The 26522-nt window shown below is 72.4% G+C and carries 20 protein-coding genes (1 of these 20 running past the window's edge); 9 read left to right on the forward strand and 11 right to left on the reverse strand.

All coding sequences use genetic code 11. The features are described 5' to 3' along the window. The 4 genes from ACIHAA_RS12470 to ACIHAA_RS12485 all read left to right on the forward strand — a co-directional run. Window positions 1-375, forward strand: partial view of a hypothetical protein gene (locus ACIHAA_RS12470; protein WP_399816024.1) — the 3' portion only. It extends 345 nt beyond the left edge of the window; the window shows 375 of its 720 coding nt (coding positions 346-720); its start codon lies off the left edge, out of view; its stop codon occupies window positions 373-375. Between the two features lie 82 nt (window positions 376-457). Beyond that, complete coding sequence (locus tag ACIHAA_RS12475) at window positions 458-1303, forward strand: DUF4097 family beta strand repeat-containing protein (RefSeq protein ID WP_399816026.1); 846 nt, start codon at window positions 458-460, stop codon at window positions 1301-1303. 75 nt (window positions 1304-1378) lie between these two features. Continuing rightward, window positions 1379-2368, forward strand: a complete 990-nt coding sequence (locus tag ACIHAA_RS12480) for an ATP-binding cassette domain-containing protein (RefSeq protein ID WP_399816028.1) — start codon at window positions 1379-1381, stop codon at window positions 2366-2368. After that, window positions 2365-3147 carry an ABC transporter permease gene (locus ACIHAA_RS12485; RefSeq protein WP_399816029.1) on the forward strand — a complete coding sequence of 261 codons (783 nt, stop codon included), beginning with the start codon at window positions 2365-2367 and terminating at the stop codon, window positions 3145-3147. The genes ACIHAA_RS12480 and ACIHAA_RS12485 overlap by 4 nt, the downstream gene beginning before the upstream one ends. 30 nt (window positions 3148-3177) lie before the next feature. Here the strand turns inward: ACIHAA_RS12485 and ACIHAA_RS12490 are convergent, their stop codons facing one another. Further along, window positions 3178-4155, reverse strand: coding sequence for a DNA polymerase thumb domain-containing protein (locus ACIHAA_RS12490; protein WP_399816031.1), 978 nt, complete (start codon window positions 4153-4155; stop codon window positions 3178-3180). Next, complete coding sequence (locus ACIHAA_RS12495; protein WP_399816033.1) at window positions 4152-7676, reverse strand: DNA polymerase III subunit alpha; 3525 nt, start codon at window positions 7674-7676, stop codon at window positions 4152-4154. Before ACIHAA_RS12495 ends, ACIHAA_RS12490 begins: the two co-directional genes overlap by 4 nt. Before the next feature lie 215 nt (window positions 7677-7891). Here ACIHAA_RS12495 and ACIHAA_RS12500 point away from each other — a divergent pair, with 215 nt between their 5' ends. After that, complete coding sequence (locus ACIHAA_RS12500) at window positions 7892-10273, forward strand: ATP-binding cassette domain-containing protein (protein WP_399816035.1); 2382 nt, start codon at window positions 7892-7894, stop codon at window positions 10271-10273. A gap of 128 nt (window positions 10274-10401) precedes the next feature. Here ACIHAA_RS12500 and ACIHAA_RS12505 read toward each other — a convergent pair whose 3' ends face one another. From ACIHAA_RS12505 to ACIHAA_RS12530, 6 genes are all read right to left on the reverse strand, one after another. Then, complete coding sequence (locus ACIHAA_RS12505; RefSeq protein ID WP_399816037.1) at window positions 10402-11481, reverse strand: S1 family peptidase; 1080 nt, start codon at window positions 11479-11481, stop codon at window positions 10402-10404. A gap of 437 nt (window positions 11482-11918) precedes the next feature. After that, entirely contained in the window at window positions 11919-12824 is a 906-nt protein-coding gene (locus ACIHAA_RS12510; RefSeq protein WP_399816039.1) for a S1 family peptidase, read from the reverse strand. Window positions 12825-13089: 265 nt separating this feature from the next. After that, on the reverse strand, window positions 13090-13872 hold the full coding sequence (locus ACIHAA_RS12515; RefSeq protein WP_399816040.1) for a DUF1684 domain-containing protein: 783 nt from the start codon (window positions 13870-13872) through the stop codon (window positions 13090-13092). Window positions 13873-14119: 247 nt separating this feature from the next. Further along, window positions 14120-15190: an FMNH2-dependent monooxygenase gene (locus ACIHAA_RS12520; protein ID WP_399816042.1), complete on the reverse strand. Its 1071-nt coding sequence runs from the start codon at window positions 15188-15190 to the stop codon at window positions 14120-14122. Window positions 15191-15263: 73 nt separating this feature from the next. Next, entirely contained in the window at window positions 15264-15455 is a 192-nt protein-coding gene (locus ACIHAA_RS12525) for a hypothetical protein (RefSeq protein WP_399816044.1), read from the reverse strand. A 617-nt stretch (window positions 15456-16072) separates the two neighbouring features. Next, window positions 16073-17374: a nitrate- and nitrite sensing domain-containing protein gene (locus tag ACIHAA_RS12530; RefSeq protein ID WP_399816046.1), complete on the reverse strand. Its 1302-nt coding sequence runs from the start codon at window positions 17372-17374 to the stop codon at window positions 16073-16075. A 536-nt stretch (window positions 17375-17910) separates the two neighbouring features. On the opposite strand from ACIHAA_RS12530, the gene ACIHAA_RS12535 reads away from it, so the two are divergent. After that, complete coding sequence (locus tag ACIHAA_RS12535; protein ID WP_399816048.1) at window positions 17911-18348, forward strand: cell division protein SepF; 438 nt, start codon at window positions 17911-17913, stop codon at window positions 18346-18348. Between the two features lie 89 nt (window positions 18349-18437). Here the strand turns inward: ACIHAA_RS12535 and ACIHAA_RS12540 are convergent, their stop codons facing one another. After that, window positions 18438-19628, reverse strand: a complete 1191-nt coding sequence (locus ACIHAA_RS12540; RefSeq protein ID WP_399816050.1) for an acyl-CoA dehydrogenase family protein — start codon at window positions 19626-19628, stop codon at window positions 18438-18440. A 156-nt stretch (window positions 19629-19784) separates the two neighbouring features. Further along, entirely contained in the window at window positions 19785-21398 is a 1614-nt protein-coding gene (locus ACIHAA_RS12545; protein WP_399816052.1) for an MFS transporter, read from the reverse strand. Window positions 21399-21652: 254 nt separating this feature from the next. On the opposite strand from ACIHAA_RS12545, the gene ACIHAA_RS12550 reads away from it, so the two are divergent. Further along, window positions 21653-22819: a glycosyltransferase family 39 protein gene (locus tag ACIHAA_RS12550; RefSeq protein ID WP_399816054.1), complete on the forward strand. Its 1167-nt coding sequence runs from the start codon at window positions 21653-21655 to the stop codon at window positions 22817-22819. A gap of 238 nt (window positions 22820-23057) precedes the next feature. Next, window positions 23058-24083 (forward strand): phosphatase PAP2 family protein, encoded by a 1026-nt coding sequence (locus ACIHAA_RS12555; protein ID WP_399816055.1) that lies wholly within the window; start codon window positions 23058-23060, stop codon window positions 24081-24083. A gap of 79 nt (window positions 24084-24162) precedes the next feature. On the opposite strand, the gene ACIHAA_RS12560 is transcribed toward ACIHAA_RS12555, so the two are convergent. Further along, complete coding sequence (locus tag ACIHAA_RS12560; protein ID WP_399816056.1) at window positions 24163-24378, reverse strand: I78 family peptidase inhibitor; 216 nt, start codon at window positions 24376-24378, stop codon at window positions 24163-24165. Between the two features lie 437 nt (window positions 24379-24815). Here ACIHAA_RS12560 and ctaD point away from each other — a divergent pair, with 437 nt between their 5' ends. Continuing rightward, window positions 24816-26501 (forward strand): cytochrome c oxidase subunit I, encoded by a 1686-nt coding sequence (gene ctaD, locus ACIHAA_RS12565; RefSeq protein ID WP_399816058.1) that lies wholly within the window; start codon window positions 24816-24818, stop codon window positions 26499-26501. Window positions 26502-26522: the final 21 nt, after the last annotated feature.

Below are 26522 nucleotides of genomic sequence, written 5' to 3' on the forward strand. Positions count from 1 at the left end.
CCCCGCGTGCGCCCCGAAACCCCCCCCACCCCCCCCCCGGCCGGGCTTTATGACGGGGGCGGCCCCCCCCCCCCCGCGGGGCCCCCCCCCCCCCCCCCCCCCGGGGCCCCCCCCACGGAAGCGGCCGCCGCGCCCGTCGAACACCTCGCCGCACCGGCGCCCGCCGACAGCGACGAGGGCGGCACCGCCCGCGTCAACCTGCGGCTTCCGGCCCACCTCAAGGCGCGCGCCGAGGAGGCCGCGGGCCGCGAGGGCCTGTCGGTCAACGCCTGGCTGGTGCGGGCCGTCTCGGCCGCGGTCGAGGGCGGGGCGCGGCCGCAGACGGCGGAGCGGACCCGCACCATCGGACAGAGCTTCACGGGCTGGGTGCGCTGACCCCGGCCGCACCCGCCCCACTTCACTCACACCACGTCCCACCTGCGGGGACGATCCACGGACTCAAGAGGACGGTACAGCCATGTCTGTTTTCGACACCCCCGAACCCCTGTCGGTCACCGCTCAGGTGGACGCCGGTTCCGTCCGGTTCACCGCGGGCGACCGACTCGACACGGTGGTCGAGGTGCGGCCCCGCGACCCCCAGCGGGACCACGACGTGCGGGCGGCCAAGCAGACCCAGGTCACCTGCGCGAACGGCGTCCTGACCATCACCGCGCCCAAGCTGCGCTATCTCCTTCCGCGCAACGGCTGCATCGATGTGACGGTCGAACTGCCCACCGGCTCCCGTATCGACATGACGGGTGCCGCGACCCAGGTGATCGGCGAGGGGCGGCTCGGCGAGGTCCGGGTGAAGTCCTCGACCGGTGACGTCCGTCTCGACACGACCGGACCGCTGCAACTCACCACCTCCCACGGCTCGATCACCGTCGACCGGGTCGAGGGCATGGCGGAGATCACCGCCAGCTCCGGCAGCCTGCGCGTCGGCACCGTCGACGGTCCCGCCGTCCTGAAGAACTCGCACGGCACCACCACCATCGGGGCCGTGACGGGCGATCTGCGGGTGAGCGGCGCCCACGGTGACATCGACATCGCACGCGCCGAAGGTTCGGTCGTCGCCACCACCGCCCACGGCACCCTGCGCGTCGCCGATGTCGCCTGCGGCACCGTCCAGTTGGAGACCGCCTTCGGCTCCATCGAGGTCGGTATCCGCGAGGGCACCGCCGCCTGGCTCGACGCCAGCTCCGACCGCGGGCAGGTGCGCAACACGCTCTCCGCCTCCGGCACCCCGGAGCAGACCGAGGACACCGTCAAGGTCCACGCCCGCACCCGCTGGGGCAACATCGACGTGCGCCGCGCCCGGGCCTGACCCGCCCCCTTCCAACTCGCTTCCTTTCAGCGCCACTTCAGCCTTCACACGGGGATCCCCATGCCTTCATCTGTCATGCCCACGACCAGGTTGGGCGACGCTCCGCTGCCGCCCGCCGCCGTCTCCGCCCTCGGCCTGCGCAAGGCGTACGGCGACAAGACCGTGCTCGACGGCATCGATCTGCACATCCCGGCCGGGTCCGTGTTCGCCCTGCTCGGGCCCAACGGCGCGGGCAAGACCACCACCGTGCAGATCCTGTCCACGCTGATCGCCGCCGACGGCGGGCAGGCCCAGGTGGCGGGGCACGACATCGCCACCGCACCGGACGGGGTGCGCGCCGCCATCGGCGTCACCGGGCAGTTCGCCGCGCTCGACGACCTGCTCACCGCGGAGGAGAATCTGCTCCTCATGGCCGACCTGCTGCGCCTCGGCAGGCAGGAAGGGCGCTCCCGTACAAAGGAGTTGCTCCGGCGGTTCGGCATCGCGGATGTCGCGCACAAGCGGGCCGCGACCTTCTCCGGCGGTATGCGGCGCCGGCTCGACATCGCCATGACACTGGTCGGCGACCCTCAGGTGATCTTCCTGGACGAGCCGACGACCGGGCTCGATCCGCGCAGCCGCCGCACCATGTGGGACACGGTGCGGTCGCTGGTCGCGGGCGGCACCACCGTCTTCCTCACCACCCAGTACCTGGAGGAGGCCGACCAGTTGGCCGACCGGATCGCCGTGCTGGACGGCGGCCGGATCGTCGCCGAGGGCACCGCCGACGAACTCAAGGCGCGGATCCCCGGCAGCCATGTACGGCTGCGGTTCACCGGCCCCGACGAGTACGAGCGGGCGGCCGCCGCCTTCCCCGGCGCGGCCTGCGACGACCAGAACCTCGCCCTGCGGGTGGCGGGCGACGGCGGCCTGGACGCGCTGCGCACCCTGCTCGACCGGCTCGACGCCGCCGGTGTCCGGGCCGCCGACCTCTCCGTGCACACCCCCGACCTCGACGACGTGTTCCTCGCCCTGACCGGTGAGGGCACCGGTACCGCGCTTCACGTCAAGGAGACCCTCCGATGAGCACCCTCACCCACGCCGCGCACGACTCGATGACGATGCTGCGGCGCAACCTCAGACACGCGATCCGCTATCCCAGCGTCTCGCTCGGCAGCGCCCTCACCCCGATCCTGATGCTGCTGCTGTTCGTCTACGCCTTCGGGGACTCGATCGGCGCCGGAATGGGCGGCGGCCGGGGCACCTATCTGACGTATCTGACCCCCGGCGTCATCGTCATGGGGGTGGCGGCCGGGGCGATGTCGACCTCCATCGCGGTCTGCTCCGACATGACCGAGGGCATCATCAACCGCTTCCGCACCATGAACATCACCCGGTCGTCGTTCATGACCGGCCATGTCGTCGGCAGCGTGATCCAGACGATGGTGAGCCTGGTGCTGGTGGTGGCGGTCGCTCTGGCCCTCGGTTTCCGGTCGGACGCGAGCCCGCTCGAATGGCTCGCCGCCGCGGGCCTCCTCGCGGCCATCGCGTTCGCGGTGACCTGGCTGTCGGCGGCGCTCGGCCTGATCTCCAAGACGGTCGAGTCCGCGAGCAACAAACCCCTGCTGGTGCAGTTCCTGCCGTTCCTGGGCTCCGCGTTCGTACCGGCCGACTCGATGTCCCCGGGCCTGCGCTGGTTCGCCGAGTACCAGCCCTTCACCCCGATGACCGAGACCCTGCGCGGCCTGCTCTCCGGCTCGGAGATCGGCGACAACGGCTGGATCTCCCTCGCCTGGTGCGCCGGTATCGGCCTGACCGGCTACCTCTGGTCGCGCTCCCTGTTCAACAGCACCACCAAGCGCTGAGCGCCCGCCGCTCCCGGCACCCGGGAGCGGTCACGCCGCCAGCGTCCCCGGGATCACCGCGCGCGGGCCGAACCTGGCCCGCGCGCGGTCCGCCGCCTCCTCCAGGCGGCGGACCTTCTCGTCCACCGGGTCGAAGGTGAGCTGATGGGCCGCCTGTCCGGCGGGGACCAGGCCCTCGGCGCGCAGGGCGACCGCGCGGACCCGGGCACGCTGGAGCCCGAGCGCCGTATACATGCGGTACGCCTCCGCCGTGAGCGCCGCCGAGTGCGCGGTCGGCTCGGCGAGGGTGCGGGTCCGGGTCGTCGAGGAGCGGTCGGCGTAGCGCACCGTGAGGGTGAGCGTGCGGGCCACCCGTTCCAGGTTGCGCAGCCGGGCGCCCAGTTCCCCGGCGGCCGACAGCAGGGCGCGCCGGTGGCGGTCGGGGTCCAGCTCGTCGCGGGTGAAGGGGTGTTCGGCGGACAGGGAGCGGGAGGGCACGGCATTGGGCACGACCCGGCCGCGGTCGATGCCGTTCGCCCTCTCGTGCAGGGCGCGCCCGGCCCGGGCGCCGGTCAGCCGCTGCACCGTCGACAGCGGGGCCGCGGCGAGCTTGCCGACGGTGTCGAGCCCGTACTCGCACAGGGTGCGGGCGGTGACGGCGCCGACCCCGGGCAGGGCGCCGACCGGCTGCCCGTCGAGGAACTCCCTGATGGCGCCGGGCTCTTCGGGCACCACCCGGACCGCGCCGGGCGCCGCCTCCCGCAGGGCCATCCGGGCCAGCACGGGTCCGGGCCCGGCCCCGATCGCGCAGTCCACCCCGTGGTGGGCGAGGGCCCGTACCCGGATCAGCGCGGCCAGTCCGGTGGCGTCGCGCCCGAAGTACCGCTCGGCGCCGCGCAGATCGGCGAGTGCCCCGTCCGGCGGCAACGCCTCGACGACGGGGGTGAACTCCTCCAGGAGTCCGAGCAGCCCCGGCAGGGCCGCCTCGTACATCGGAGGCAGCTGGAAACGTACGCAGAGGATGGTCATCCCGCACTCCCCGGACTCTGGTGCCACAACTTCCTTCCGCCCGCCGGGCCTTCGCCCGCGGGACGCAGATCGGCCCAGGGGTTCATCTCGTACCCCGTGGACATCCGGATGCGGCGGCCGTGTGCCGCATCCCCGCCACCGCCGTCACGATCGCCACCGCCGTCGTCACCGCCGTCGCCGTCGCGATCGCCGTCCGGCCGTCCCGGCGCGGGCGCCGCCAGCCGGGCCGCCACCACGTCGAGGCCGCCCTCGGCCCGCAGCCCGGCCAGTTCGGCGAGGTTCCAGGCGGCGGAGCCCACCACGCTGAGGCTGCGCGGCCCCCGCCGCTGCACCACCCCGCGCACCAGCAGCAGCCAGGAGTGGAAGACGGTGTGGGCGCAGGCGTCGTGGGAGTCGTCGAAGAAGGCGAGGTCGACCAGGCCCGTGCCGTCGTCGAGCGTGCTGAAGATGACCCGCTTGCCGGAGCGGATCGGCGGGGTCTGGGTGGCCGCCTTGGCGCCCGCGACCAGCACCGTCTCACCGTGCCGCGCCGTGCGCAGCCGACGGGCGGGCACCACGCCCAGTTCGTCGAGGAAGGCGCGGTGGTCCTCCATCAGGTGGTACGAGGTGTCCATGGAGAGCACGCCCAGCTCGGCGCTGAGCCGTTCCGCCGGGGAGAGGTCGGGCGGCCCGGCGGAGGCCGTCCGGCGCCCGCCCGCCAGGGGGAGCTGGCCGCCGCCTCCGCTCCGGGCGCCCCGGTGCAGTTCGGTCAGATGCAGCTGGAGATCGCGGCGGTTGGCGCCGAACGCGTCCAGCCCGCCGACCTGGGCGAGCCGCTGGGCGACGGGACGGCTGGGCCGGGCCCGGTCCCAGAAGTCGAGCAGGGAGGAGTAGGGCTGTCCGGCCTCGATCCGCCGCGCCTCGGCCTCACTGATGCCGTGCACGTCATTGAGGGCGAGCCGGAGCCCCCACCGCCCCGCACCCGACCCAGTTTCAGACACCAGTTCGATACGGTGTGCGGCTCCCGAGGTGTTCACGTCCAGCGGCAGGATCGGCACCCCGCGCCGCCGCGCGTCCGCCAGCAGCAGCCGCTTGGGGTACATCCCGGGGTCGTGGGTCAGCAGTCCCGCGTAGAAGGCGGCCGGGTGATGGGCCTTCAGCCACGCCGACTGGTACGTCGGCACGGCGAACGCGACCGCGTGCGCCTTGCAGAAGCCGTACGAGCCGAACGCCTCGACGATCTCCCAGGTGCGCCGGATCACTTCCGCGCCGTAGCCGTTCGCCGCCGCCTGCTGGGCGAACCAGACCCGGATCCGCCCCTGTGACTCCGGGTCGGACAGCCCCCGCCGCACCCGGTCCGCCTCGTCGCGCCCGCAGCGGGTCATGATGTCCAGGATGTGGATGATCTGCTCGTGGAAAACGACGACGCCGTAGGTCTCCCTCAGCGGCCCCTCCAGGTCGGGATGCGGACAGCGGACGGGCGCCCGCCCGTGGCGCGCCTCGATGAAGGGCCGCACCATGTCGGCCGCGACCGGCCCCGGCCGGAACAGCGAGATGTCCACGACCAGATCGTCGAAGGTGGACGGCTGCAACCGCCCGACCAGGTCCCGCTGGCCCGGCGACTCGATCTGGAAGCAGCCCAGGGTCTCGGCGGAGCGGATGAGGCCGTACGTCTCCGGGTCGCCCGGCGCCAGGGCGTCCAGGTCGATCCGCTCCCCCTCGGCCCGCTCCACCTCCGCCACCGCGTGCGCCATGGCCGACTGCATCCGCACCCCGAGCACATCGAGCTTGAGCAGCCCCAGTTCCTCGACGTCGTCCTTGTCGAACTGGGACATGGGAAAGCCCTCGCCGCCGGTCGGCACGACCGGGGTCCGGGAGCGGAGGGAGGCGTCGGAGAGCAGGACCCCGCACGGGTGCATGGCGACCCCGCGCGGCAGCGCGTCCAGCGCCTCGACCAGCCCCCACAGCCTGTCGTAGGTCTCCTTCTCCTGCCGGGCCTCGCCCGCCAGCCGCCGCAGTTCGGGCAGTTCCGCCAGCGCCGCGCGGGCGTCGCGGGCGCGGATGTGCGGGAAGGACTTGGCGATGCGGTCGATGTCGGCCGGGTCCATGGACAGGGCGGCGCCCACATCCCGGATCGCATGGCGGACGCGGTAGGTCTCCGGCATCGCGACCGTCGCGACCCGCTCGGTGCCGAAGCGGCCGATGATCGCGCGGTAGACCTCCAGCCGCCGGGCGGACTCCACGTCGATGTCGATGTCGGGCAGGGCCTGACGGCGCCTGGACAGGAAGCGCTCCATCAGCAGTCCGTGCTCGACCGGGTCGGCGTGCGCGATGCCGAGCAGATGGTTGACGAGGGAGCCCGCGCCGGAGCCGCGCGCGGCCACCCTGATGCCCATGGTCCGGATGTCGTCCACGACCTGGGCGACGGTGAGGAAGTAGGACGCGAAGCCGTGGTGGGCGATGATGTCCAGTTCGTCGTGCATCCGCTCCCAGTAGGCGCGCCGGTCGGCATAGCCGCGCAGCACCATGCCCGCCGCCGCCCGGGAGGCGAGCGCGCGCTGCGCGGTGCGGCGGCCGGCGCCGACGAGACGGGCCTCGGGGAAGTGGACCGTGCCGACCCCGAGGTCGTCCTCGGGGTCCACCAGGCACTCGGCGGCCGTGGCCCGGGTCTGCTCCAGCAGGCGGTGGGCGGTGTCGCGGCGGTATCCGGCGGCCTCGACGACCCGCTCGGCGACCGCCAGCATGGCTCCCGCGTCCTTGAGCCAGGCCTCCCCGGAGTCCAGCCCCCTGGCGGGGTCGACGGGGACGAGGCGGCGGGCCGCGTCCAGGACGTCGGCGACCGGGCCGAGGCCGGGCTCGGCGTACCGGACGGCGTTGCTGAGCACCGGGCGCACCCCCTGCTCGGCGGCGAAGCCGACGGTGCGGGCGGCCAGGCGCAGGGAGCCGGGGCCGGTTCCGGTGCGGCCGTGCCAGACGGCCTCCAGCCGCAGGGCGCCGCCGTAGACCTCCCGCCAGGGCGCCAGGAGCCGTGCCGCGCGGTCCGGGCGCCCCGCGGCGAGGGCGCGGCCCACCTCGGAGTCGGGCCCCAGCAGGACGGTCAGTCCGTCGGCGTGGTTGTCGGCCCAGGGCAGCAGCGGGGAGCCCCGCTCGGCGGTGTGGGCGGCGGTGACCAGGCGGCACAGGTCGGCCCAGCCGCGGGCGCCGTCGCGGGCCAGGAAGACCGCGCGGGGCGCCGACTCGTCGATGAAGGCGCCCCCGCGCACGGGAGCGCGGCGCCTGCCCTCCTCCCCGGCCCGGCCCGGAGCACCTCCGGGCCGGGTGGCGGGCTCCGCCACCGCCAACTCCGCCCCGAACAGCGGCCGTACGCCCGCCGCCGCACAGGCGCGGGCGAAGCGGACCGTGCCCGCGAGGGAGTCCCGGTCGGTGAGCGCGAGGGCGTCCATGCCCTGCTCACCGGCGCGCTCGGCCAGCCGCTCCGGATGTGAGGCGCCGTAGCGCAGGGAGAACCCGGAGACGGTGTGCAGATGCGTGAAGTCCGGCATCCGCACCTCCCGCAGTCGTGCGCCCCGGAGGGGCTATCGAACATCCGTTCCCATCTATCCCACCCCCACCATAGACCAATTTTCGAACTGGCGTGCTACTTCCGCGAGCCCCCGCCCCACCTGCGCAAACGCCCCGGCGCACCAGCAGGGGGTAGGGTCTTTCGTTTGGATCGGGCCGGGTGGCCGCGCATCGGACAGATGGAGACACAAGAGCTATGGCCAAGAGGACGGACGCGCAGCCGGCTGCGCCGCATGCGGCCGACAGCCACGAGGTGATCCGTGTGCACGGCGCGCGGGAGAACAACCTCAAGGACGTCAGCGTCGAGATCCCCAAGCGCAGGCTGACGGTGTTCACCGGTGTCTCCGGCTCGGGCAAGAGCTCACTGGTGTTCGACACGATCGCCGCCGAGTCGCAGCGGCTGATCAACGAGACCTACAGCACCTTCGTGCAGGGCTTCATGCCCACCCTGGCCCGGCCCGAGGTCGACGTCCTGGACGGGCTGACCACCGCGATCATCGTCGACCAGCAGCGGATGGGCGCCGACCCCCGGTCCACGGTCGGCACCGCCACCGACACCAACGCGCTGCTGCGCATCCTCTTCAGCAGACTCGGGCAGCCGCACATCGGGCCGCCCAGCGCGTACGCCTTCAATGTCCCCTCGGTCCGGGCCAGCGGCGCGATCACGGTCGAACGCGGTGAGCGCAAGGCCGTGAAGGCGGTCTACAACCGCACCGGTGGCATGTGCCCGCGCTGCGAGGGCCGGGGCTCGGTCACCGACCTCGACCTCACCCAGCTCTACGACGACTCCAAGTCGCTCAACGAGGGCGCGCTCACCATCCCCGGCTACAAGGCGGGCGGCTGGAACTACCGGCTGTACAGCGAGTCCGGCTTCTTCGACCCGGACCGGCCGATCCGCGACTACACCAAGCGGCAGCTGCACGACTTCCTCCACCGCGAGCCGACCAGGATGAAGATCGCGGGCATCAACATGACCTACGAGGGTCTGATCCCGCGGATCCAGAAGTCGATGCTCGCCAAGGACCGGGAGGCGATGCAGCCGCACATCCGGGAGTTCGTGGACCGGGCGGTCACCTTCACCGTCTGCCCGGAGTGCGACGGGACCCGGCTCAGCGAGGGAGCCCGGGCGTCGAAGATCAAGGGCATCAGCATCGCCGACGCCTGCGCGATGCAGATCAGCGATCTGGCCCACTGGGTGCGCGGTCTCGCCGAACCGTCGGTCGCGCCGCTGCTCACCGCGTTGCAGCACAGCCTGGAGTCGTTCGTGGAGATCGGCCTCGGCTATCTCTCGCTGGACCGCCCGACGGGCACCCTCTCGGGCGGCGAGGCGCAGCGCACCAAGATGATCCGCCATCTCGGCTCCTCGCTCACCGATGTCACCTATGTCTTCGACGAGCCCACCACGGGCCTGCACCCCCACGACATCCGACGGATGAACGGCCTGCTGCTGCGGCTGCGGGACAAGGGCAACACGGTGCTCGTCGTGGAACACAAGCCGGAGGTCATCGCGATCGCCGACCATGTCGTGGACCTGGGCCCCGGCGCCGGTACGGCGGGCGGCACGGTCTGCTTCGAGGGCACCGTGGAGGCGCTGCGGGCCGGGGGCACCGTCACCGGCCGCCATCTCGACGACCGGGCCGCGCTCAAGAAGACGGTGCGCACGTCCTCGGGCACCCTGGAGATCCGCGGTGCGAGCGCGCACAACCTGCGCGATGTCGATGTGGACGTCCCGCTCGGGGTGCTGACCGTGATCACCGGTGTCGCCGGTTCCGGCAAGAGCTCGCTGGTCCACGGGTCGATCCCGGCCGACGCGGGGGTGGTCTCGGTGGACCAGAGCGCGATCCGCGGTTCGCGGCGCAGCAATCCGGCCACCTACACGGGCCTCCTGGAACCGATCCGCAAGGCCTTCGCCAAGGCCAACGGTGTGAAGCCCGCGCTGTTCAGCGCCAACTCCGAGGGCGCCTGCCCCACCTGCAACGGCGCCGGGGTGGTCTACACCGACCTGGCGATGATGGCCGGTGTCGCCACCACCTGCGAGGACTGCGGGGGGAAGCGGTTCGAGGCATCGGTCCTGGAGTACCGCCTCGGCGGCCGGGACATCAGCGAGGTCCTGGAGATGCCGGTGACCGAGGCCGAGGAGTTCTTCGGCAACGGCGAGGCGCGCACCCCGGCCGCGCACCGCATCCTGGAGCGGCTCGCCGATGTCGGGCTCGGCTACCTCACCATCGGGCAGCCGCTCACCACGCTGTCCGGCGGCGAGCGGCAACGGCTCAAGCTGGCCACGCACATGGCGGAGAAGGGCGGCGTCTACGTCCTCGACGAGCCGACCGCGGGGCTGCACCTCGCCGATGTCGAGCAACTGCTCGGCCTGCTGGACCGGCTCGTGGACTCCGGCAAGTCGGTGATCGTCGTCGAACACCACCAGGCGGTCATGGCGCACGCCGACTGGATCATCGACCTCGGCCCGGGGGCCGGGCACGACGGCGGCCGGGTGGTCTTCGAGGGCACGCCCGCCGATCTCGTCGCCGCCCGCTCCACCCTCACCGGCGAGCATCTCGCGTCCTACGTCGGCGCCTGACCCACGGCCCGCGCGACCGACGGCAGGCAGTCCCGCCCCCGGACGTGCGGGGCGGGACTGCCGTTCGAGCCGTCAGCCGGTCAGCCGGTCAGCCGGTCAGCCGGTCAGCCGGTCAGCCGGTCAGCCGGTCAGCCGATGGTGCTGCCCGTCACCGAGAGGGCCTCGGTGACCGGCTGGAAGAAGGTCTGGCCGCCCGCGGTGCAGTCGCCGCTGCCGCCGGAGGTCAGACCGACCGCGCTCTCGCCGTCGAAGAGCGCGCCGCCGCTGTCACCGGGCTCGGCGCAGACATCGGTCTGGATGAGACCGCTGACCGTGCCCTCCGAGTAGTTGACGGTGGCGTCCAGACCGGTGACCGTGCCGGAGTGGACCTGGGTCGTGGAACCGCTGCGGGTCACCTTCTCACCGACGGTCGCGTCCGCCGCCTTGGTGATCTTCTGCGTGGAGCCGTTGTAGAGGTCCACGGCGCTCGGGTGGTCGACCTCCGCGGTGTACTTGACCAGACCGAAGTCGTCGTTGGGGAAGTGGGACTGCGCGTTCTCGCCGATCGCCTTGCCGTCGGAGTCGGTCCAGCTGGTGATCGCGTGGGTGCAGTGCCCGGCGGTCAGGAAGTACGGCTTGCCGTCCTTGACCACGTTGAAGCCGAGCGAGCAGCGGCCGCCCGAGCCGGAGATGGCGTCGCCGCCCGCGATGAAGGGCTTGAAGGCGCCCTGTGAGCGCTTGAGTTCGGCCTTTCCGCCGAGACCGTCGACCACCTGGGAGAGCTTCTTCCAGGCCGCCTTGGAGACGGTCCGGTCGGCCGTGACGACCACCGTGTTGGTGCGGGGGTCGGTCGCCCAGGAGGTGCCCGGGATGGTCGCGTCCTTCTGGAGCAGGGTGCGGGCCCCGGCCAGCTCGGTCAGCGAGTTCCGGACCACTCTGGCCCGCGCGCCCGCCGCCTGTACGGCCTTCGCGGCGGAGCCGTCCAGCACATTGACGACGAGCTGCTTGGCCTGTGCGTCGTAGTACGTTCCGGCCGCGTCGGCGCCCAGGTCCTGACGGAGCGTCGAGGCGAGCTTTCCGGCCGCGCCGAGGGAGAGGGTGTGGGGCGAGGGGGTTGCCGGGGCCTCGCTCGCGTTCGCATTCTGGAAGGTGACACCCGCGGCGATCAGTGCAGTGACGCCCGCTCCGGCCAGCGCGGCCCGCCGCCTGGTTATGCGTCGGTGCTTCAACTCACGTCCTCCTGTGGGGGGTCGGCCGCGGGGGCTGTGGGGGCCCGGCGGCGGCCGAAGGCGTGCGAGCACGAAGGCGGCGTAGGCAGCAGCCACGTCCGCACCCGCCGTGTGGAGGACACTATTCCGAGGCTCACAGGGAGCACACAAGGTCGACTTCAGGACGCCCGGATACCAACAGGCCTACGCCCTTTGACGGATACCCCCTGCCCCCTGTCCTCCTTGTGCATTCCCACTGCAAACGCCGGAAGAGGGTTAACCCTGTGTCGGCCACGAGGTCTAGTCCTGTCCGGATGTCGACCCTGCCGGGCCGGGGCCGCGCAGGACGGACGGAGGCACACGAGGGAGCCCCCGCGCCCAAGAGACCGGACGCGGGGGCTCCCCTGCTGCTGAGAAAACGCGGATCGGACCGTGCGGTGGCCCCGGCGGGCCGGGGATCAGTAGACGTGGACCCCGTAGGCGCTCAGGGCCTCGGTCACCGGCTGGAAGAAGGTCGTACCACCGGAGGTGCAGTCACCGCTGCCGCCGGAGGTCAGACCGTAGGCGACACCGCCGTTGGAGTACAGCGGTCCGCCGGAGTCGCCGGGTTCGGCGCAGACCGTGGTCTGGATGAGCCCGGAGACGACGTCGCCGGAGCCGTAGTTGACCGTGGCGTTGAGTGCGGTGACCCGGCCGCTGTGGACGCCGGTCGTGGAGCCGCGGCGGTAGACGGTGGTGCCGACGGACGGCGTGGCCGCGCTGGTGATGTCCACGCTGCCCACGGTGCCCGACTTGGTCACCGAGCTGTTGGTGTAGCGCACGATGCCGTAGTCGTTGCCGGGGAAGCTGGAACCGGCCGTGGTGCCGAGCGTGGTGGAGTGGGAGGTGCTCGTCCACCAGGTGCCCGCGCCGTCGGTGCAGTGTCCGGCGGTCAGGAAGTAGGAGTTTCCGCTGGAGTCCTGGACGTTGAAGCCGAGTGAGCAGCGCCAGCTGCTCGCGTAGATGGCATCGCCGCCGGAGGTCAGCTTGTTGAAGCGGCCCGGGGTGTGCCGGATGGTGAGGGCACCGGCGTTGCTGCCGGCCGCCTCCTTGATCTTCGCGATCTCCGCCCCGGACACCCTGCTGTCGACGGTGACGACCAGGCGGTGTGCCGCGGGGTCGACGACCCAGGCGGTGCCCGGGACATCGGACGTGAGCACCGAGTCACCGGCCTGGCTGAGCTGGTGGGCGCTGAAGGTGCGGGCGTCGCTCGCGTTCGCGCTGGGGACGGCGAACGCGGCTGCGGCCACGAGTCCGGTGGCCACGGCGATCAGCCGGGTCCGTCTCGCGAGGCCGCTCGTGGGGTTGGTGCGCTTGTTCCTCACGTGTCGTTCCCTCCAAGGGAAGTCGGGGGCCCACGTGGGGGATGGGGCCCGTGAGGCGCAGCCGGGAGCCGGCTCGTCGGGGTCCGCATACGTGCCGTGCTCCTGACAAGCGCTGGGGGGAGTATTCGGCCGCGTGGCCGACCGACGCAAGGGCGCCTTTCGGCCGTACAGCCTTCAACTGACCGGTCTGCCGGGGAAGGTGAAGACCCGCGGCCCCTGTCCACCGCAGGGTGCGCCCTTCTACGACAGGGTGCGCCGCGCTCCGCTATCGCAAGATGCGCTCCCCCGCCTCGATCGCGACGCCCAGTGTGTTGCCCGGCGGCGGGAAGGGGCAGACGAAGTGGTCCGCGAAGGCGCACGGCGGCAGCAGGGAGCGGTTGAAGTCCACCGTCGTACGCCCCTCGGCGTCGGGCGCGGGCGGCCGCAGAAAGCGAAAGCGATAACTGCTGTCCCCGCTGGTGGCGTCGGCGAAGACCGCCCACAGCGAGCCGTCCTCCTCCACCGAGACCTGGAGGGTGAGGTCCTGTCCGTCGAGCGTGAAGGCGAGGACACCGCCGAGCGCGAGACCGCGGTGGCGGCCGTCGGCGTTCTCGACGAGCACGGTGCGGTGCTCCCCGTACGGGGTGAAGTGTCCCTCGACGGACCAGCGCGGGTCGTGGGGAGAGGCATCGATGCCCCGGAAGGCACTGCGTCCGGGGGCGTCCGGGTCGTAGACGCGCACGCCCCAGACCTCCTCGCGGACCAGAACGACCAGGCGGCGGCCGCCCGCCGCGACCCGGGAGCGGGTGGCGGGGCCGGGATCGGGACCGAGCCGGACCTCACCGCTGAAGGGCTCCCCGTCGACGGTCAGGCCGTCGTCCGCGGCGGCCGACAGCACCACCCCGTCCTCCTCGGCCCGCCAGCTTCCGGGAATGGCCGGAAGCTGACCGTCCGGAAGATCCTCCAGCCAGTAGGTACCGGTCAGGGCGAGCGGCCCGTCGGGCGCCGACACCTGCTCGGTGCGGCGTTCGTGCCACTGCTTCCACTCGTCGGATGCGTCCGTCGTCATGTGCTCAACCCTTCCACAGCGGACCCCCCGCGCCGGGAGGCGATACGAGGATGAACCCATCGGCCGCGTCCGTCCGGAGGAACCCCTTCCGCCCTACGGCGACGGGGCCCGCCTCAGCCGGACGGCCGGGGAGGGGCGGCGTGTCCTACGAGCTGGACGGCCGGGAGGGGACGGCGTGCCGTACGGGCCGGACGGCAGGGGGACGGCGTGCCGTAGGTCTGGGGGACGGCGTGCCGTACGGCAACGGTCATGGTGTCCCCCCGGTCACGGTGGACGGGCGCGGGCGGCGGCCGGTCCCGGTGATCCCGAGGTGCTCCCCCAGCGTGCTGCCCGGGTAGAAGGTGCGGAACCGGCCGCGGTGCTGGAGCAGTGCGACCGTGCCGTTGACGAGCCGCTCCAGGTCGCGGCGCGGCTCGACCGGGGTGAGGTGGAAGCCGTCGACGGCACCGGTCTCGTGCCAGGCGGCGATCAGCTCGGCCAGGTCGACGGGACCGCCCCGGTAAAGCGGACCGCACCCGGTCCGCCGGGATCCCCCGACGGCTCCCCCACGCCCGCGGGCCGCCCGGGGCCGGAGGCCGCCCCACCCCGGCTCGGCCGCGCACTCCCCCTCGCCCAGGTCCACGATCAGCGCCGCCAGGACGCGCAGGCTCCCGGGGTTCCGGCCCGACTCCGCTGCCGCGTGGAGGAGTTCGGTGCGCGCGGCGACGGCCGCGGCGAGGCTCTCCGCCCGTACCAGCGCCACATCGGCATGGCGGCCCGCGGCACGGCGGGCGCCCGGGTCGGTGGCGTCGACGACCCGGACGGGGTGCCCTCGCGCCGGAACGCGCTCCCGTTCCTCCGTCATCCCGTACGGGAGTTGCCGCGGGACGGACGGCAGCGGGGGCGTCCCGCCCGGACCGCCCGTCTCCCGGTACCGCCAGCCGGCCCGCCCCCGGCTGACCCGGTCGAGGGCCTCGACCGCCGCCGGAACGGGTAACGGGCCTCCGCGGCCGACAGCCAGGTCGGCCAGGTCGGCCACCAGGCCGATACGGCCGGTGGCGGAAGCGGCGCGGAGCAGGACACCGAGGGCGTCGGAGCCGGGCGCAGCGCACCCCTCCCAGGCCGCACCAGGGCCCGCCGAGCCGTCACCGGACCCACCGGAACCACCCCCGAACTCACCGGAACCGCCCTCCGCGAGCCCGTCCCCGAGCGTCACGAAGTCCAGTGCCCCGCGCTCCGCGAGCCGGATCAGCTCCACGGCAGCTCCGCTGTCGCGGGCCACCCGGACGTCGACCGCGGCGGCCAGGTGCAGCATGCCCCGGCCGTGCCATGAGGTCATCTGAGGAAACCTTTCTTGGGCGGGCCCGGAGTACGGGCACCGGCCCCGAAGTCGTGTGGGCGGCCTGTGCCGTTCAGGCGGCGATGCCCGCGCCCCGGGCATCGGTGTGCGGACCCACCGGGTCCAGCCGGTCCACCGGGTGCACGCCCAGGAAGGAACCGGCGTACGGTTCGGGCGCGTTGGCGGCGGCGATCCGCTCCAGATAGCCGGTGTCCCGCGGCCCGACTCCTCCGACGATCACCAGCGAACGGCGTGCGCCTCTCATCGGCCGCATTCCGCATTCCGCGGCGCGGGCGGGGTACTTCGCCGAGGCGTGACGCACGCTGCCGAGCGGGACGGCAGGCGGGAGGGTGGCCTTTCGGGCGGCCGTGGCCCGTGGGGCAGGGGCAGGCATAGGAAGGCTCCGTGATGCGTCGGATCGAACACGGGTGGTGCCTTCACACGGACGTGCTGTACGGCCGAGCCCCTCAGCAGAGCCGTGCACCGAGAGTACGTGGGCGTTTCCCCGGCCTGTCAAGGTTGTCCGTACTGTGAGCCGTGCGTCTCACGTCAGTTGACGTGGAAGGGGACGCCTGTTCCACTGAGGACATGCGCCCACAGCAGCGGCTGGTCACCCGCTCCCACATCGACTTCGGTCGCGTGTGGTCCTCCTCCTGTTGAGCCGACCCCGCCGCATGCACCGCACGCCCTGATCAGGGCCGCCCCATGCGCTCTTCCCTCGCCTTCACACACGCTTCTCCCCTCCCCTCCCTGCTCTTCGTCCCTGCCGTCCCGGCCGTCCCGGCCGTCAGGGACGAGGAGTTGACGCCCCGGCCGCCGCGAGCGAAAAGCTGAGACGCCCCAGCCGTCAGGCGTCAGGCGTCAGGCGTCAGGCGTCAGGCGTCAGGCGTCCTCACGCTCCCGTACGTCGAGCCGTCCGGCCCGCCGGGGCCCCGGTATGTCCCGACCGCGTTTCCCGGCGGCGGCCCGCGCGGTGTCCCGGCGCAGCACCGCCTGCTCCACGGCGAGGTCGTAGGCGAGCCGCTGCACCCGGTCGAACGCCGCGGCGACCTGGAGCACCTCCGGCGCGGCCCGGCCGGGCACGGCGAGCGGCTCGGGCGGCGGCGTCCGGCCGGGACCGCGGTGCTGCACGGTGGCGAGTGTCAGCGGCAGCCGGATCCCGGCCGTCTCCCGTGTCTGCGCGGCGAGTTGGACGAGCGGGGTGGAGACCGCGCGGACGCAGTCCAGGGCGAGACGGCCGAGCGCGGTGACCGTCCCGAGGGCGAACAGCGCGAACAGCACCAGGGCGCGCCGGGCCGCTCCTTCCAGCCCGGCGGCGCGGTCCTCGACGTCCCGGCCGAGGGAGAGCTGCACGGTGCGCAGGCCGTCGAGGGCCGAGTCGGCGGACTTCCACCGGGACTCGGGGGTCACGCCGTGCGGGCCGATCCGGCCGCCGCCGTGCAGCGCGGCGTTCTCGTAGCCGAGGGTGCGGACGGCGGCCGGTGCGGCGAGCGCGGCGTCCAGCCACCGCCGTTGGGCCGCGGTGGCCGAAAGGGTGAAGTCGTCCAGGGCCGCGAGCCTGCCCGCGCGGAGGCCGAGGAAGCGGAGGTAGCCGTCGGCGCGGAACCGTCCGGCGGCCGCCGAGCCGAGGACCAGGGCGTGCTCCTCGCCGGTGAACTCCTTGGCGCGGCCGAGGCTTCTGAGCGCCTGGCAGGCGGCGCGCAGCCGGCTGTCGCGGGCGTCGTCGAGGCCGAGCCCGGGCCGGTCGAGGGCGGTGATGGCGGCGGTGAAGCCGTCGAAGGCCTCCGCGGCCGTGCCGCTGCCGTCGTCGGTGCGGCGGCGGACCTCCGTGAGCACGTCGAGCCGAGGCAGGGTCGCGCGCACGGAGGCGGCTGCCGTGCCGTCGCGGCCCCTGAGCGCCTCGGCGAGCCGGGCCCGTGCGGCGTCCGTGGCTCTGCGGCGCGCGGGGAGCGCCGCGCGGAACTGCCGTGCGCCGCCGAGGTATCCGGTGGTCGGTCCGCGCTCCTTCTGAAGTGCGTGGACCAGTCCCTGAAGGGTGGCGGAGAGCCGGGCGTTCGCGGCGGCGGCCGCCGCGTCGCGGTATGCCGAGAGCTGCTCCGCAGCGGCCGCGCCCAGCAGGGCGAGCAGCACGGCCAGGGCGAGGACGAGGGTCCTCAGCAGCCGGGCGCGGATGGTGAGGTGCACGGACCTGCCTTGGGTAGGGGCGGGGTCGTGGAGGCCGGGGCGTAGGGACGGCCGGAAAGGGTCCCGCGACCGACCAACGACCCGTTGCCGCACCGGTCACCACATCATGTGCTTGTTTTACGGATCGGAAACAGTATTTCCGCAGTTTCCCGACCCGCCCCGTCCTGTCCTCTCTCGTTCCCCCTCGCTCGGACGAGGGAACTTCGCACCCCGGATTTTTCTGAGGCAGCGTCAGAATTGCTGCTGCAAGCCGGATGTCCGGTGGGGCCACGGTGATCCACGGCGGCTCAACTGCCACCTCGTTCACCCGTACGCACGACGCGTCACCCATACGCCGCCGCAAATATTATTTCACTCTCAGTCAGCAGTGGTTTGCCGTACGGCCCTTGGGACACGCGGGCTCTCGACGTACTGACTGTGCACCAGTACCGTCACGAAACCCCCGCGCGGCGTCTATCCCCTTGGCGCCACATCCGCATCATGGACGACCATGGAGGTGCGGACGGCTTGAAAGACCGCTGTGAGAGGAGGCGTCCATGGGATCGGTACGCAAGGCGAGTGCCTGGCTGGGCCTCGTCGACGACAACGATGACGAGCGTTACTACGACGACGACTACGCCGAGGGCCAGGACCACGGCGATGCCTGGGTGACCGACCCGCGGGTGCAGGTGGCGTCCGACACGGCGGAGGAGAAGGGCCGCCGGATCGGCACGGTCACCCCGGACAGCTTCCGGGACGCCCGGGCCATCGGCGAGCTCTTCCGGGACGGTGTCCCGGTCATCATGAACCTCACCAACATGGAGTCCGGCGACGCCAAACGCGTCGTGGACTTCGCGGCCGGGCTGATCTTCGGTCTGCGCGGCTCGATCGACCGGGTCTCCAGCCGTGTCTTCCTGCTGACCCCGGCGCACACGGAGATCGTCAGCGGCGACGCCGCGAGCCGTCCGCAGGACGGGTTCTTCAACCAGAGCTGAGGCAGGGCCGTTCACCGGCCCTGCCCGCTTCGGGCCCCGACCCGGACCCGGGCCGAGACCCAGCCCCAGCCCCAGACCCAGACCCAGGCTCAGCGGAAGGCGTCGAGCCCGGTGAGCGCCTTGCCCAGCACGAGCTGGTGCATTTCGACGGTGCCCTCATAGGTGAGCACCGATTCCAGATTGGTGGCGTGCCGCATCACGGGATACTCCAGGGAGATCCCGTTGGCACCGAGGACCGTCCGCGCGGTACGACAGATGTCGATGGCCTCGCGTACGTTGTTGAGCTTGCCGAAGCTGATCTGTTCGGGCCGCAGCCGTCCGGCGTCCATCCGCCGCCCCAGGTGGTGGGCGAGCAGGATCCCCTTGTGCAGTTCGACGGCCATGTCGGCCAGTTTGGCCTGGGTGAGCTGGAAGCCGCCGATGGGCCGGCCGAACTGCTCCCGGCTGCGCGCGTAGGCGACGGCGGACTCGAAGCAGGAGCGGGCCGCCCCCATCGACCCCCACACGATGCCGTAGCGGGCGTGGGAGAGGCAGCCGAGCGGCCCCTTGAGCCCGACCACGGCGGGCAGTACGGCGTCGGCGGGCAGCCGCACGTCGTCCAGGACGAGTTCACTGGTGACGGACGCCCGCAGGGACCACTTGTGCTTGATCTCGGGGGCGGAGAAGCCGGGGGTCCCGGCGGGCACCACGAACCCCCGGATGCCCTCGTCGGTCTGCGCCCACACCACGGCCATCCCGGCGACCGAGCCATTGGTGATCCACATCTTGCGGCCGTTCAGGACCCAGTCGGAGCCGTCGCGCTTGGCGTGGGTGCGCATCGAGGCGGGGTCGGAGCCGTGGTCGGGCTCGGTGAGCCCGAAGCAGCCGATGACCTCACCGGCGGCCATCCGGGGCAGCCACTGCTGCTTCTGCTCCTCGCTGCCGAAGCGGTGCACGGCGTACATGGCGAGCGAGCCCTGCACGGAGACCAGGGAGCGGATCCCGGAGTCGGCGGCCTCCAGCTCCAGGCAGGCGAGGCCGTACTGCACGGCGCTGGCCCCCGCACAGCCGTAGCCGCTGAGCGACATGCCGAGGGCGCCCAGCGAGCCCAGCTCCCGGGCGAGTTCACGGATCTGAGGCAGTTCGCCCCGCTCGTACCACTCGGCGACATGGGGCAGTACGCGCTCCGCCGCCCAGGTCCGCACCGTGTCGCGGATGGCCAGGTCCTCGGCGTCCAGCAGGTCGTCGATCCCCAGCGGGTCGGCGGGGTCGAAGGGGGGCAGGGACGGGGACGGGGTCATGGGGGCAGCCTCCGTGACACTGAAAACTAGCAGCGCTAGCCAGGACTGGACGGGCCGACCGTACGACGCCCCGCGCCGGGCGTCCAGTACCGGGCCCCGCGCCGGGCGCCCGTGGACCCCCGGCCGCGCGCCCCCGCGCACACCCCGGCGCCCGGGTCAGGCCGAGACGCGCGCGTCCTCGGTCCTGCGCGGCGCCGGAACGGCGGCCTCGCCCGCCGGGGACGGCGCCTCGCACTGCATGGCCCGCGGCAGCCGCAGTGCCATCACCGCGCCCAGCAGCAGCAGTCCGGCACTCACCAGGAGCGTCAGATGCAGACCGTGGACGAAGGAGTCGCGCGCCGCGTGGCGCAGGGCCGCGCCCCGGGCGCCACCGAGCCGGTCCGCCACCTGGTAGGCCTCGCCGAGCGACTGGCCGGCGTCCCGGGCCGCCGAGGCGGGGACGCCCTGCACCGAGGAGAGTCCGGGCGTGTACGCCGCGTTCATCACGCTGCCGAGCAGCGCGATCCCGATGCCCGCGCCCAGTTGGTACGAGGTCTCGCCGATCGCCGCGGCACCGCCGGACTGCGCCTGGGGCGCCTCGCTCAGCATCGACTCGTAGGCGCCGAACAGCGTGGTCTCCAGGCCGAAGCCGAGCAGGACGAAACCGGACAGGAGCAGGCCCGGGTTGTCGTGACCGCCCATCAGGGTGAGCGTGAGCACCGCGGCGGCCGTCAGCAGGAAGCCGGAGACCACCATCCGGCGGGGGCCGAAGCGCTGGAGCAGCTGCGAGCCGACCAGGCCCGCCGCCATCGCGGCGAACGTCAGCGGCAGCAGCCGCAGTCCCGTCTGGAGCGGTGACAGGCGCAGCACCAGCTGGAGGTACTGGGCCGCGATGAGTTCGAGGCCGACGAGCGCCAGCATCGCCAGCACGATGCAGCCGACCGAAGTGCCGAACGCCGGGCGGGCGAACATCCGCAGATCCACCAGCGGGTGGGTGCGGCGCCGCTGCCGCCGTACGAAGCCGGTCATCAGGCCCACGCCCGCCAGCAGCGGCAGCAGGGTGTAGGGGTCGAGCGGCGACTCCCCGGCGCCGAGCCGCTTCACGGCGAGCACCAGACCGAAGAGGCCGCCCGCCGCCATCAGTGCGCCGAGCACGTCCCAGGGGCCGTCGCCCTCGCCCTTGGACTCCGGCAGCAGCAGCCGTCCGACCGGCAGGCTGACCAGCATCAGCGGGATGTTGATCAGGAAGACCGAGCCCCACCAGAAGTGCTCAAGGAGGAAGCCGCCCAGCAGCGGCCCGATCGCCGCGCCGACCGCGGCCACCGCGCTCCAGATGCCGATGGCGAGGGCCCGCTCGCGCCGGTCCGGGAAGACCTGGCGCAGGATGGACAGGGTCGCGGGCATGATCATCGCGCCGCCCACGCCGAGCAGCGCCCGGGCGCCGATCAGCACCTGGGCGTCCTGGGCGAGGGCGGCCACCCCGGAGGCGACGCCGAACAGGCCGTAGCCGAGCAGCAGAACGCGTCTGCGGCCGACGCGGTCGCCCAGCGTGCCGAAGAGGATCAGCAGCGAGGCGCAGACGAGCGGATAGGTGTCGACGATCCAGAGCAGTTCCATCGCACCGGGCTTGAGATCCTCGGTGACGGCGGGCATCGCGACATGCAGCACGGTGGCGTCGACGGCGACGAGCAGCAGGCTGACGCAGAGGACGACGAGGACGACCCAGCGACTCGCACCTGCCCCGGCCGCCCGACGGCGAGCCGCGATGGCGGCCGTGGTCGTCCCGGACATAGAGGTACCTCCCTGATGGTCCCTCGCTCCGGCGGTGCACGGGGGTGGGGACGCCCCGCGCCGGTACCGGGAGGAGCGGTTCTCCCGGGGGACGGCCGAAGCGAGTGAGTCGCCAGAGTACGCGAGTTCCCCGAGCGGCCGCGTGGCGGACCTCTCAGGTTCCCCGGGGAGACGGTGTGGCGTGCGCCACCTCCCCGCGGAGGACCACGCGACGCCGACGGCCCCGGTTCCCCGCGCCCTCGATAATCGGGCGGATGGACGAGCAACCCCGGCGCCCGGCGCCCTCCCCGCCCGGCGCCCTGCGCCGGGCCGCCCCCGCCCTCCTGGGATACGCGGCGGTACGCGCCGTGGGTCTCGTCGCCCTCGCCCTGTGGAGCGCGGCGCGCGGCACCAGCCCGCACACCCTGCTGGCCGCCCGCTGGGACTCGCTCTGGTACACCCGGGTCGCCGCTCTCGGCTACGGCTACGAGGTCCGCCTGCCGAACGGCGATGTGCACTCGAATCTGGCTTTCTTCCCGCTGCTGCCCTGGCTGGAGCGGCTCGGCGCGGCCCTGTCCCCGCTGTCCTGCGCCGACGCGGGTCTGGTGGTGGCCGCGCTGGCCTCGCTGGCGGCGGCCTGGGGGATCTTCGCCGTCGGGGACCGTCTGTACGGCCGCCGGACGGGCGTCTGCCTGGCGCTGCTGTGGGCGGTGCTGCCGGTGGGGATCGTGCAGTCGATGGCGTACAGCGAGTCACTGTTCACGGCGCTGGCCGCCTGGTCGCTGTACGCGGTGCTCAGCGGCCGCTGGGTGACGGCGGGGGTGCTCGCCTCGCTCGCGGGTCTGACCCGGCCGGTGGGCGCGGCCGTCGTCGCCGCGGTCTGGGCGGCGGCGGCCGTCTCCTGGGCGCGCGAGCGGCGCACCCGCCCGGCGGCCGGGGTTCCGTGGCTGCGCCGGGCGCTCGGCCTGCTGATCGCCCCGCTCGGCGCCGCCGGTTACATCCTGTGGGTCGGCCACCGCACCGGCCGGGGGCCTCTCGGCTATCTCGACGTCCAGGCCGGCTGGCGCAACGGATTCGACGGCGGCTACGCCTTCGCCCGTTTCGTCGCGGAGAAGTTCACCTCCTGGCCCGCCGCCCTCGCCGGTGCGGGACTGGTCGTCGGAGTGGCTCTGGTCGTATGGCTGTACATGCTGTGCGTCCGGCAGGGCCAGCCCCTGGCGTTGCTGGTGTACACGGGTGTGGTCGTCCTGCTGGCCCTGTGCGCGTCGAGCTACTTCGGCTCGAAACCGCGGCTGCTGCTGCCCGCTTTCCCCCTGTTGCTCCCCGTTGCCCGGGCGCTGGCCCGGGTGCGTCCGACCAGGTCCGCGGCGGTTCTCGGCGGTGTCGCCCTGGCGTCGGCCGCATACGGAGCGTTCTGGCTGAACGGCTCCGGTCCGCCATGATCCGCTCCGGACGGCCGGTGATCGGCCGGGTAATTCCACGCCAGCATTCGGTGAACGCATAGGCAATGGCCATATAACCAAGCCCCGTGGCGATCAATGGAATTGAAGACCTGGCGACACTCCGATAACAGAATCCATAGAAATAAACCCCCTGTTGAGAGGAATCCCACATCACATCGTCATCACAAACCCGGTGATTCGGCCGGGCCCGCAGCTCACTCGCTGTAACGTCGATTGAGTGCGTACCCAACGAAAGCTGAGCCGACGTCTGGACCGGGTCTTCGCCCGGTTGGACCGTGAGCCTGAACGCCCGGCCCACATTGACGTGCCCCGGATGAGCCGGCACCGAGTGGTTCTCTTCTCGGCCACCCTGGCCTTCTACACCGCGATCGTGTGGGCCGTCGTCGTCTCCTCCTGGCTGGTCCGGCTCGACTGGCAGGTCATGTTCTTCCGGCCGTACCAGCAGTGGCCGCAGATCCACGCGTTCCTCGACTACTACGTGGTGCTGGGCCAGCGCGGCCCCACCGCGGTGATGGTCGCGTCCTGGCTGGGCTGGCGCTCCTGGCGGCAGCACACCCTGCGCCCGCTGCTCTCGCTGGGCGCCGCGCTGCTCCTGCTGAACATCACGGTGGGCGCCGCCAAGTACGGAATGGGCCGCCTCGGCCCGCACTACGCGACCGTCATCGGATCGAACGAGATGTGGCGCGGCGGCGATATATTTCCCTCCGGCCACACCGCCAACGCGGTGGTGACCTGGGGCATCCTGGCTTATCTGGCCTCCACCCCGCGGGCCAGGCGCTGGCTGTCCGCGCTCTCCGCGGTGACGTCCCTCGGCGTCGGCCTGACCACGGTCTACCTCGGTACGCACTGGCTCAGCGATGTACTCCTGGGCTGGGCGGCGGGCCTGTTGATCCTGCTGGCCCTGCCCTGGTTCGAGCCGCTGACCGCCCGCGCGGAGGAGGCCGTCTTCGAGCTGCGGGACCGTCTGCGCAGCGGCCGTGCCGTCCCGGCGCCCGCCCCGGCCACCCCCGTGGCCGCCCGCCCGCGAGTCGTCGCCCCGCTCGCGGCCACCGGCGAGGAGCCCCCGGCCCGGGAGCCCGCGGCCACCGCCCGTACGGCCAGGGCCGGTGTCCATCTGGCCCCCGGACCGCACACCACCCGCGGTGAGCGCAGCCCGGTCACCCCGGCGGGCAGCCGCCGCCCGCCGCACTCGGACCGGATGCCCCGCGGCACCGCACCGGCGCGGCCCCTGGCGGGCGGCTGACGACCCGCGGGGACCGGTACGCACAACCTCCCCGCGCCACGAAGGCCCCGGCTCACCGCGAGCCGGGGCCTTCGGCCGTTCAGCCCTTCCAGCAGCGCCCGACGCGGCCGTCGACGACCTCGAAGTTCAGCCGTCCCACGCGGTATTCCATGGTGATGATCGTGCCCGGCGGCAGGGAGCGCACGGTGCTCCAGCCGCGTTCGCGGGCGAGCCGCTCGGCCCGGTGCGCCTCCAGGCCCACATAGGCGTCCGGGGAGTCCTCGGGTTCGTCGCCGGGGGCGGGAATGGGTGCCATGCCGCCACGTTAGGCCGCGGTCCCCCGGCAGGGAAGTGCATCCGCCGTCCCAGAGGCCACTCATGCCCCTCCGGTCACACTTCTGTCACAGAACCACGGCACCCGTTTCGCCTCAACCGCGTCACACGTATGAGGGGTTCCGCGGCCGCCACGCACCTCTTCGAACGCAATTCGGAGCAGGTTCGAGCAGGCTCGGAACGCGTTCGTCATAACCCCGCGGAAAGCGCGGTCCGCAGTTTTCCCCGGTCCTTTCCATTCCGGTCCTGGAATCGCGCGCACCGCCCGGCCCCGCATGAGAAACACATGGCTTCGGCACAGAATCCCCGCACACACCCGGCGGAGCATGCACGGGGGCGCGCGGCGGGTCATGGGGCCGCGAGCGCGCGAACCGCCGCGCCCGTGGCGGGCCCGGTACCCGAGGAACGAGGGGGCAGGCGATGGGGACGGACACCGCACGGGCGACCGCGGAGGCCCTCCCGGCGAGGCGGCCGGGGCAACGGGTCGTCGCCTGGCTCACCACCACCGACCACAAGCGGATCGGCCACCTCTATCTGGTCACATCCTTTGCGTTCTTCCTGGTCGGGGGCGTCATGGCGCTGCTGATGCGCGCCGAGCTGGCCCGGCCGGGCCTCCAGATCATGAGCGAGACCCAGTACAACCAGCTGTTCACGCTGCACGGCACGATCATGCTGCTGCTGTTCGCGACCCCCACCTTCGCGGGCTTCGCGAACGAGATCATGCCGCTTCAGATCGGCTCTCCCGATGTGGCGTTCCCCCGGCTGAACATGCTGTCGTTCTGGCTGTTCCTGTTCGGCGGCCTGATCGTGCTGGGCTCGCTGCTGACCCCGGAGGGCGGGGCCGACTTCGGCTGGTTCGCCTACGCGCCGCTCAACAGCCTGGAGCACACCCCGGGCGTCGGCGCCGACATGTGGATCATGGGCCTCGCGCTGGCGGGCTTCGGCACGATCCTCGGCGCGGTCAACTTCCTGACCACGATCGTCGGGATGCGGGCACCGGGCATGACGATGTTCCGGATGCCGATCTTCACCTGGAACACGCTGTTCACGTCGATTCTCGTCCTGATGGCCTTCCCCGTGCTGGCCGCGGCGCTGCTGGCACTGGAGGCGGACCGGCGGTTCGGCGCCCAGGTGTTCGAGGCGGCGAACGGCGGCGCGCTGCTGTGGCAGCACCTGTTCTGGTTCTTCGGCCATCCCGAGGTGTACATCATCGCGCTGCCGTTCTTCGGGATCATCACGGAGATCATCCCGGTGTTCAGCCGCAAGCCGATCTTCGGCTATCTGACGCTGGTCGGCGCGACGATGGCGATCACGGGGCTGTCGGTGGTCGTGTGGGCGCACCACATGTTCGCGACGGGCGCGGTGCTGCTGCCGTTCTTCTCCTTCATGTCCTTCCTGATCGCGGTGCCCACGGGCGTGAAGTTCTTCAACTGGAGCGGCACGATGCTCCGGGGCTCGCTGTCCTTCGAGACGCCGATGCTGTGGGCGACCGGCTTTCTGGTGTCCTTCCTGTTCGGCGGGCTGACCGGGGTGATCCTGGCCTCGCCGCCGCTGGACTTCCACGTCACCGACTCCTACTTCGTGGTGGCCCACTTCCACTACGTCGTCTTCGGTACGGTCGTCTTCGCCACCTTCGGCGGCTTCTACTTCTGGTGGCCCAAGTTCACGGGGAAGATGCTCGACGAACGGCTCGGCAAGATCCACTTCTGGACGCTGTTCGTCGGCTTCCACCTCACGTTCCTGGTGCAGCACTGGCTCGGCGCCGAGGGCATGCCGCGCCGCTACGCGGACTATCTGGCCGCCGACGGCTTCACCGCGCTCAACACGGTCTCCTCGATCGGCGCGTTCCTGCTGGGGACGTCGACGCTGCCGTTCCTCTACAACGTCTGGCGGACCGCGCGCCACGGCGTCCCGGTGGAGGTCGACGACCCCTGGGGCTTCGGCCGTTCACTGGAGTGGGCGACCTCCTGCCCGCCGCCGCGGCACAACTTCGTCACCCTGCCCCGGATCCGCTCCGAGGCCCCGGCGTTCGATCTGCACCACCCCCAGTACGCCGCCCAGATCCCCCAGCCGGAGCCGAAACGGCATCAAGCCGAAGAGGACTGAGGCCCGCCACGCGCCGGACGG

The sequence above is a fragment of the Streptomyces sp. NPDC052040 genome (assembly GCF_044548405.1).
In the GTDB taxonomy this organism is placed as follows: domain Bacteria; phylum Actinomycetota; class Actinomycetes; order Streptomycetales; family Streptomycetaceae; genus Streptomyces.

Bases quoted from the DNA above. Each gene is read 5' to 3' on its own strand.
- ACIHAA_RS12475 (WP_399816026.1), top strand. From the start codon at position 458: ATGTCTGTTTTCGACACCCCCGAACCCCTGTCGGTCACCGCTCAGGTG.
- ACIHAA_RS12480 (WP_399816028.1), top strand. From the start codon at position 1,379: ATGCCCACGACCAGGTTGGGCGACGCTCCGCTGCCGCCCGCCGCCGTC.
- ACIHAA_RS12485 (WP_399816029.1), top strand. From the start codon at position 2,365: ATGAGCACCCTCACCCACGCCGCGCACGACTCGATGACGATGCTGCGG.
- ACIHAA_RS12490 (WP_399816031.1), bottom strand. From the start codon at position 4,155: ATGACCATCCTCTGCGTACGTTTCCAGCTGCCTCCGATGTACGAGGCG.
- ACIHAA_RS12495 (WP_399816033.1), bottom strand. From the start codon at position 7,676: ATGCCGGACTTCACGCATCTGCACACCGTCTCCGGGTTCTCCCTGCGC.
- ACIHAA_RS12500 (WP_399816035.1), top strand. From the start codon at position 7,892: ATGGCCAAGAGGACGGACGCGCAGCCGGCTGCGCCGCATGCGGCCGAC.
- ACIHAA_RS12515 (WP_399816040.1), bottom strand. From the start codon at position 13,872: ATGACGACGGACGCATCCGACGAGTGGAAGCAGTGGCACGAACGCCGC.
- ACIHAA_RS12520 (WP_399816042.1), bottom strand. From the start codon at position 15,190: ATGACCTCATGGCACGGCCGGGGCATGCTGCACCTGGCCGCCGCGGTC.
- ACIHAA_RS12525 (WP_399816044.1), bottom strand. From the start codon at position 15,455: ATGAGAGGCGCACGCCGTTCGCTGGTGATCGTCGGAGGAGTCGGGCCG.
- ACIHAA_RS12535 (WP_399816048.1), top strand. From the start codon at position 17,911: ATGGGATCGGTACGCAAGGCGAGTGCCTGGCTGGGCCTCGTCGACGAC.
- ACIHAA_RS12540 (WP_399816050.1), bottom strand. From the start codon at position 19,628: ATGACCCCGTCCCCGTCCCTGCCCCCCTTCGACCCCGCCGACCCGCTG.
- ACIHAA_RS12545 (WP_399816052.1), bottom strand. From the start codon at position 21,398: ATGTCCGGGACGACCACGGCCGCCATCGCGGCTCGCCGTCGGGCGGCC.
- ACIHAA_RS12550 (WP_399816054.1), top strand. From the start codon at position 21,653: ATGGACGAGCAACCCCGGCGCCCGGCGCCCTCCCCGCCCGGCGCCCTG.
- ACIHAA_RS12560 (WP_399816056.1), bottom strand. From the start codon at position 24,378: ATGGCACCCATTCCCGCCCCCGGCGACGAACCCGAGGACTCCCCGGAC.
- ctaD (WP_399816058.1), top strand. From the start codon at position 24,816: ATGGGGACGGACACCGCACGGGCGACCGCGGAGGCCCTCCCGGCGAGG.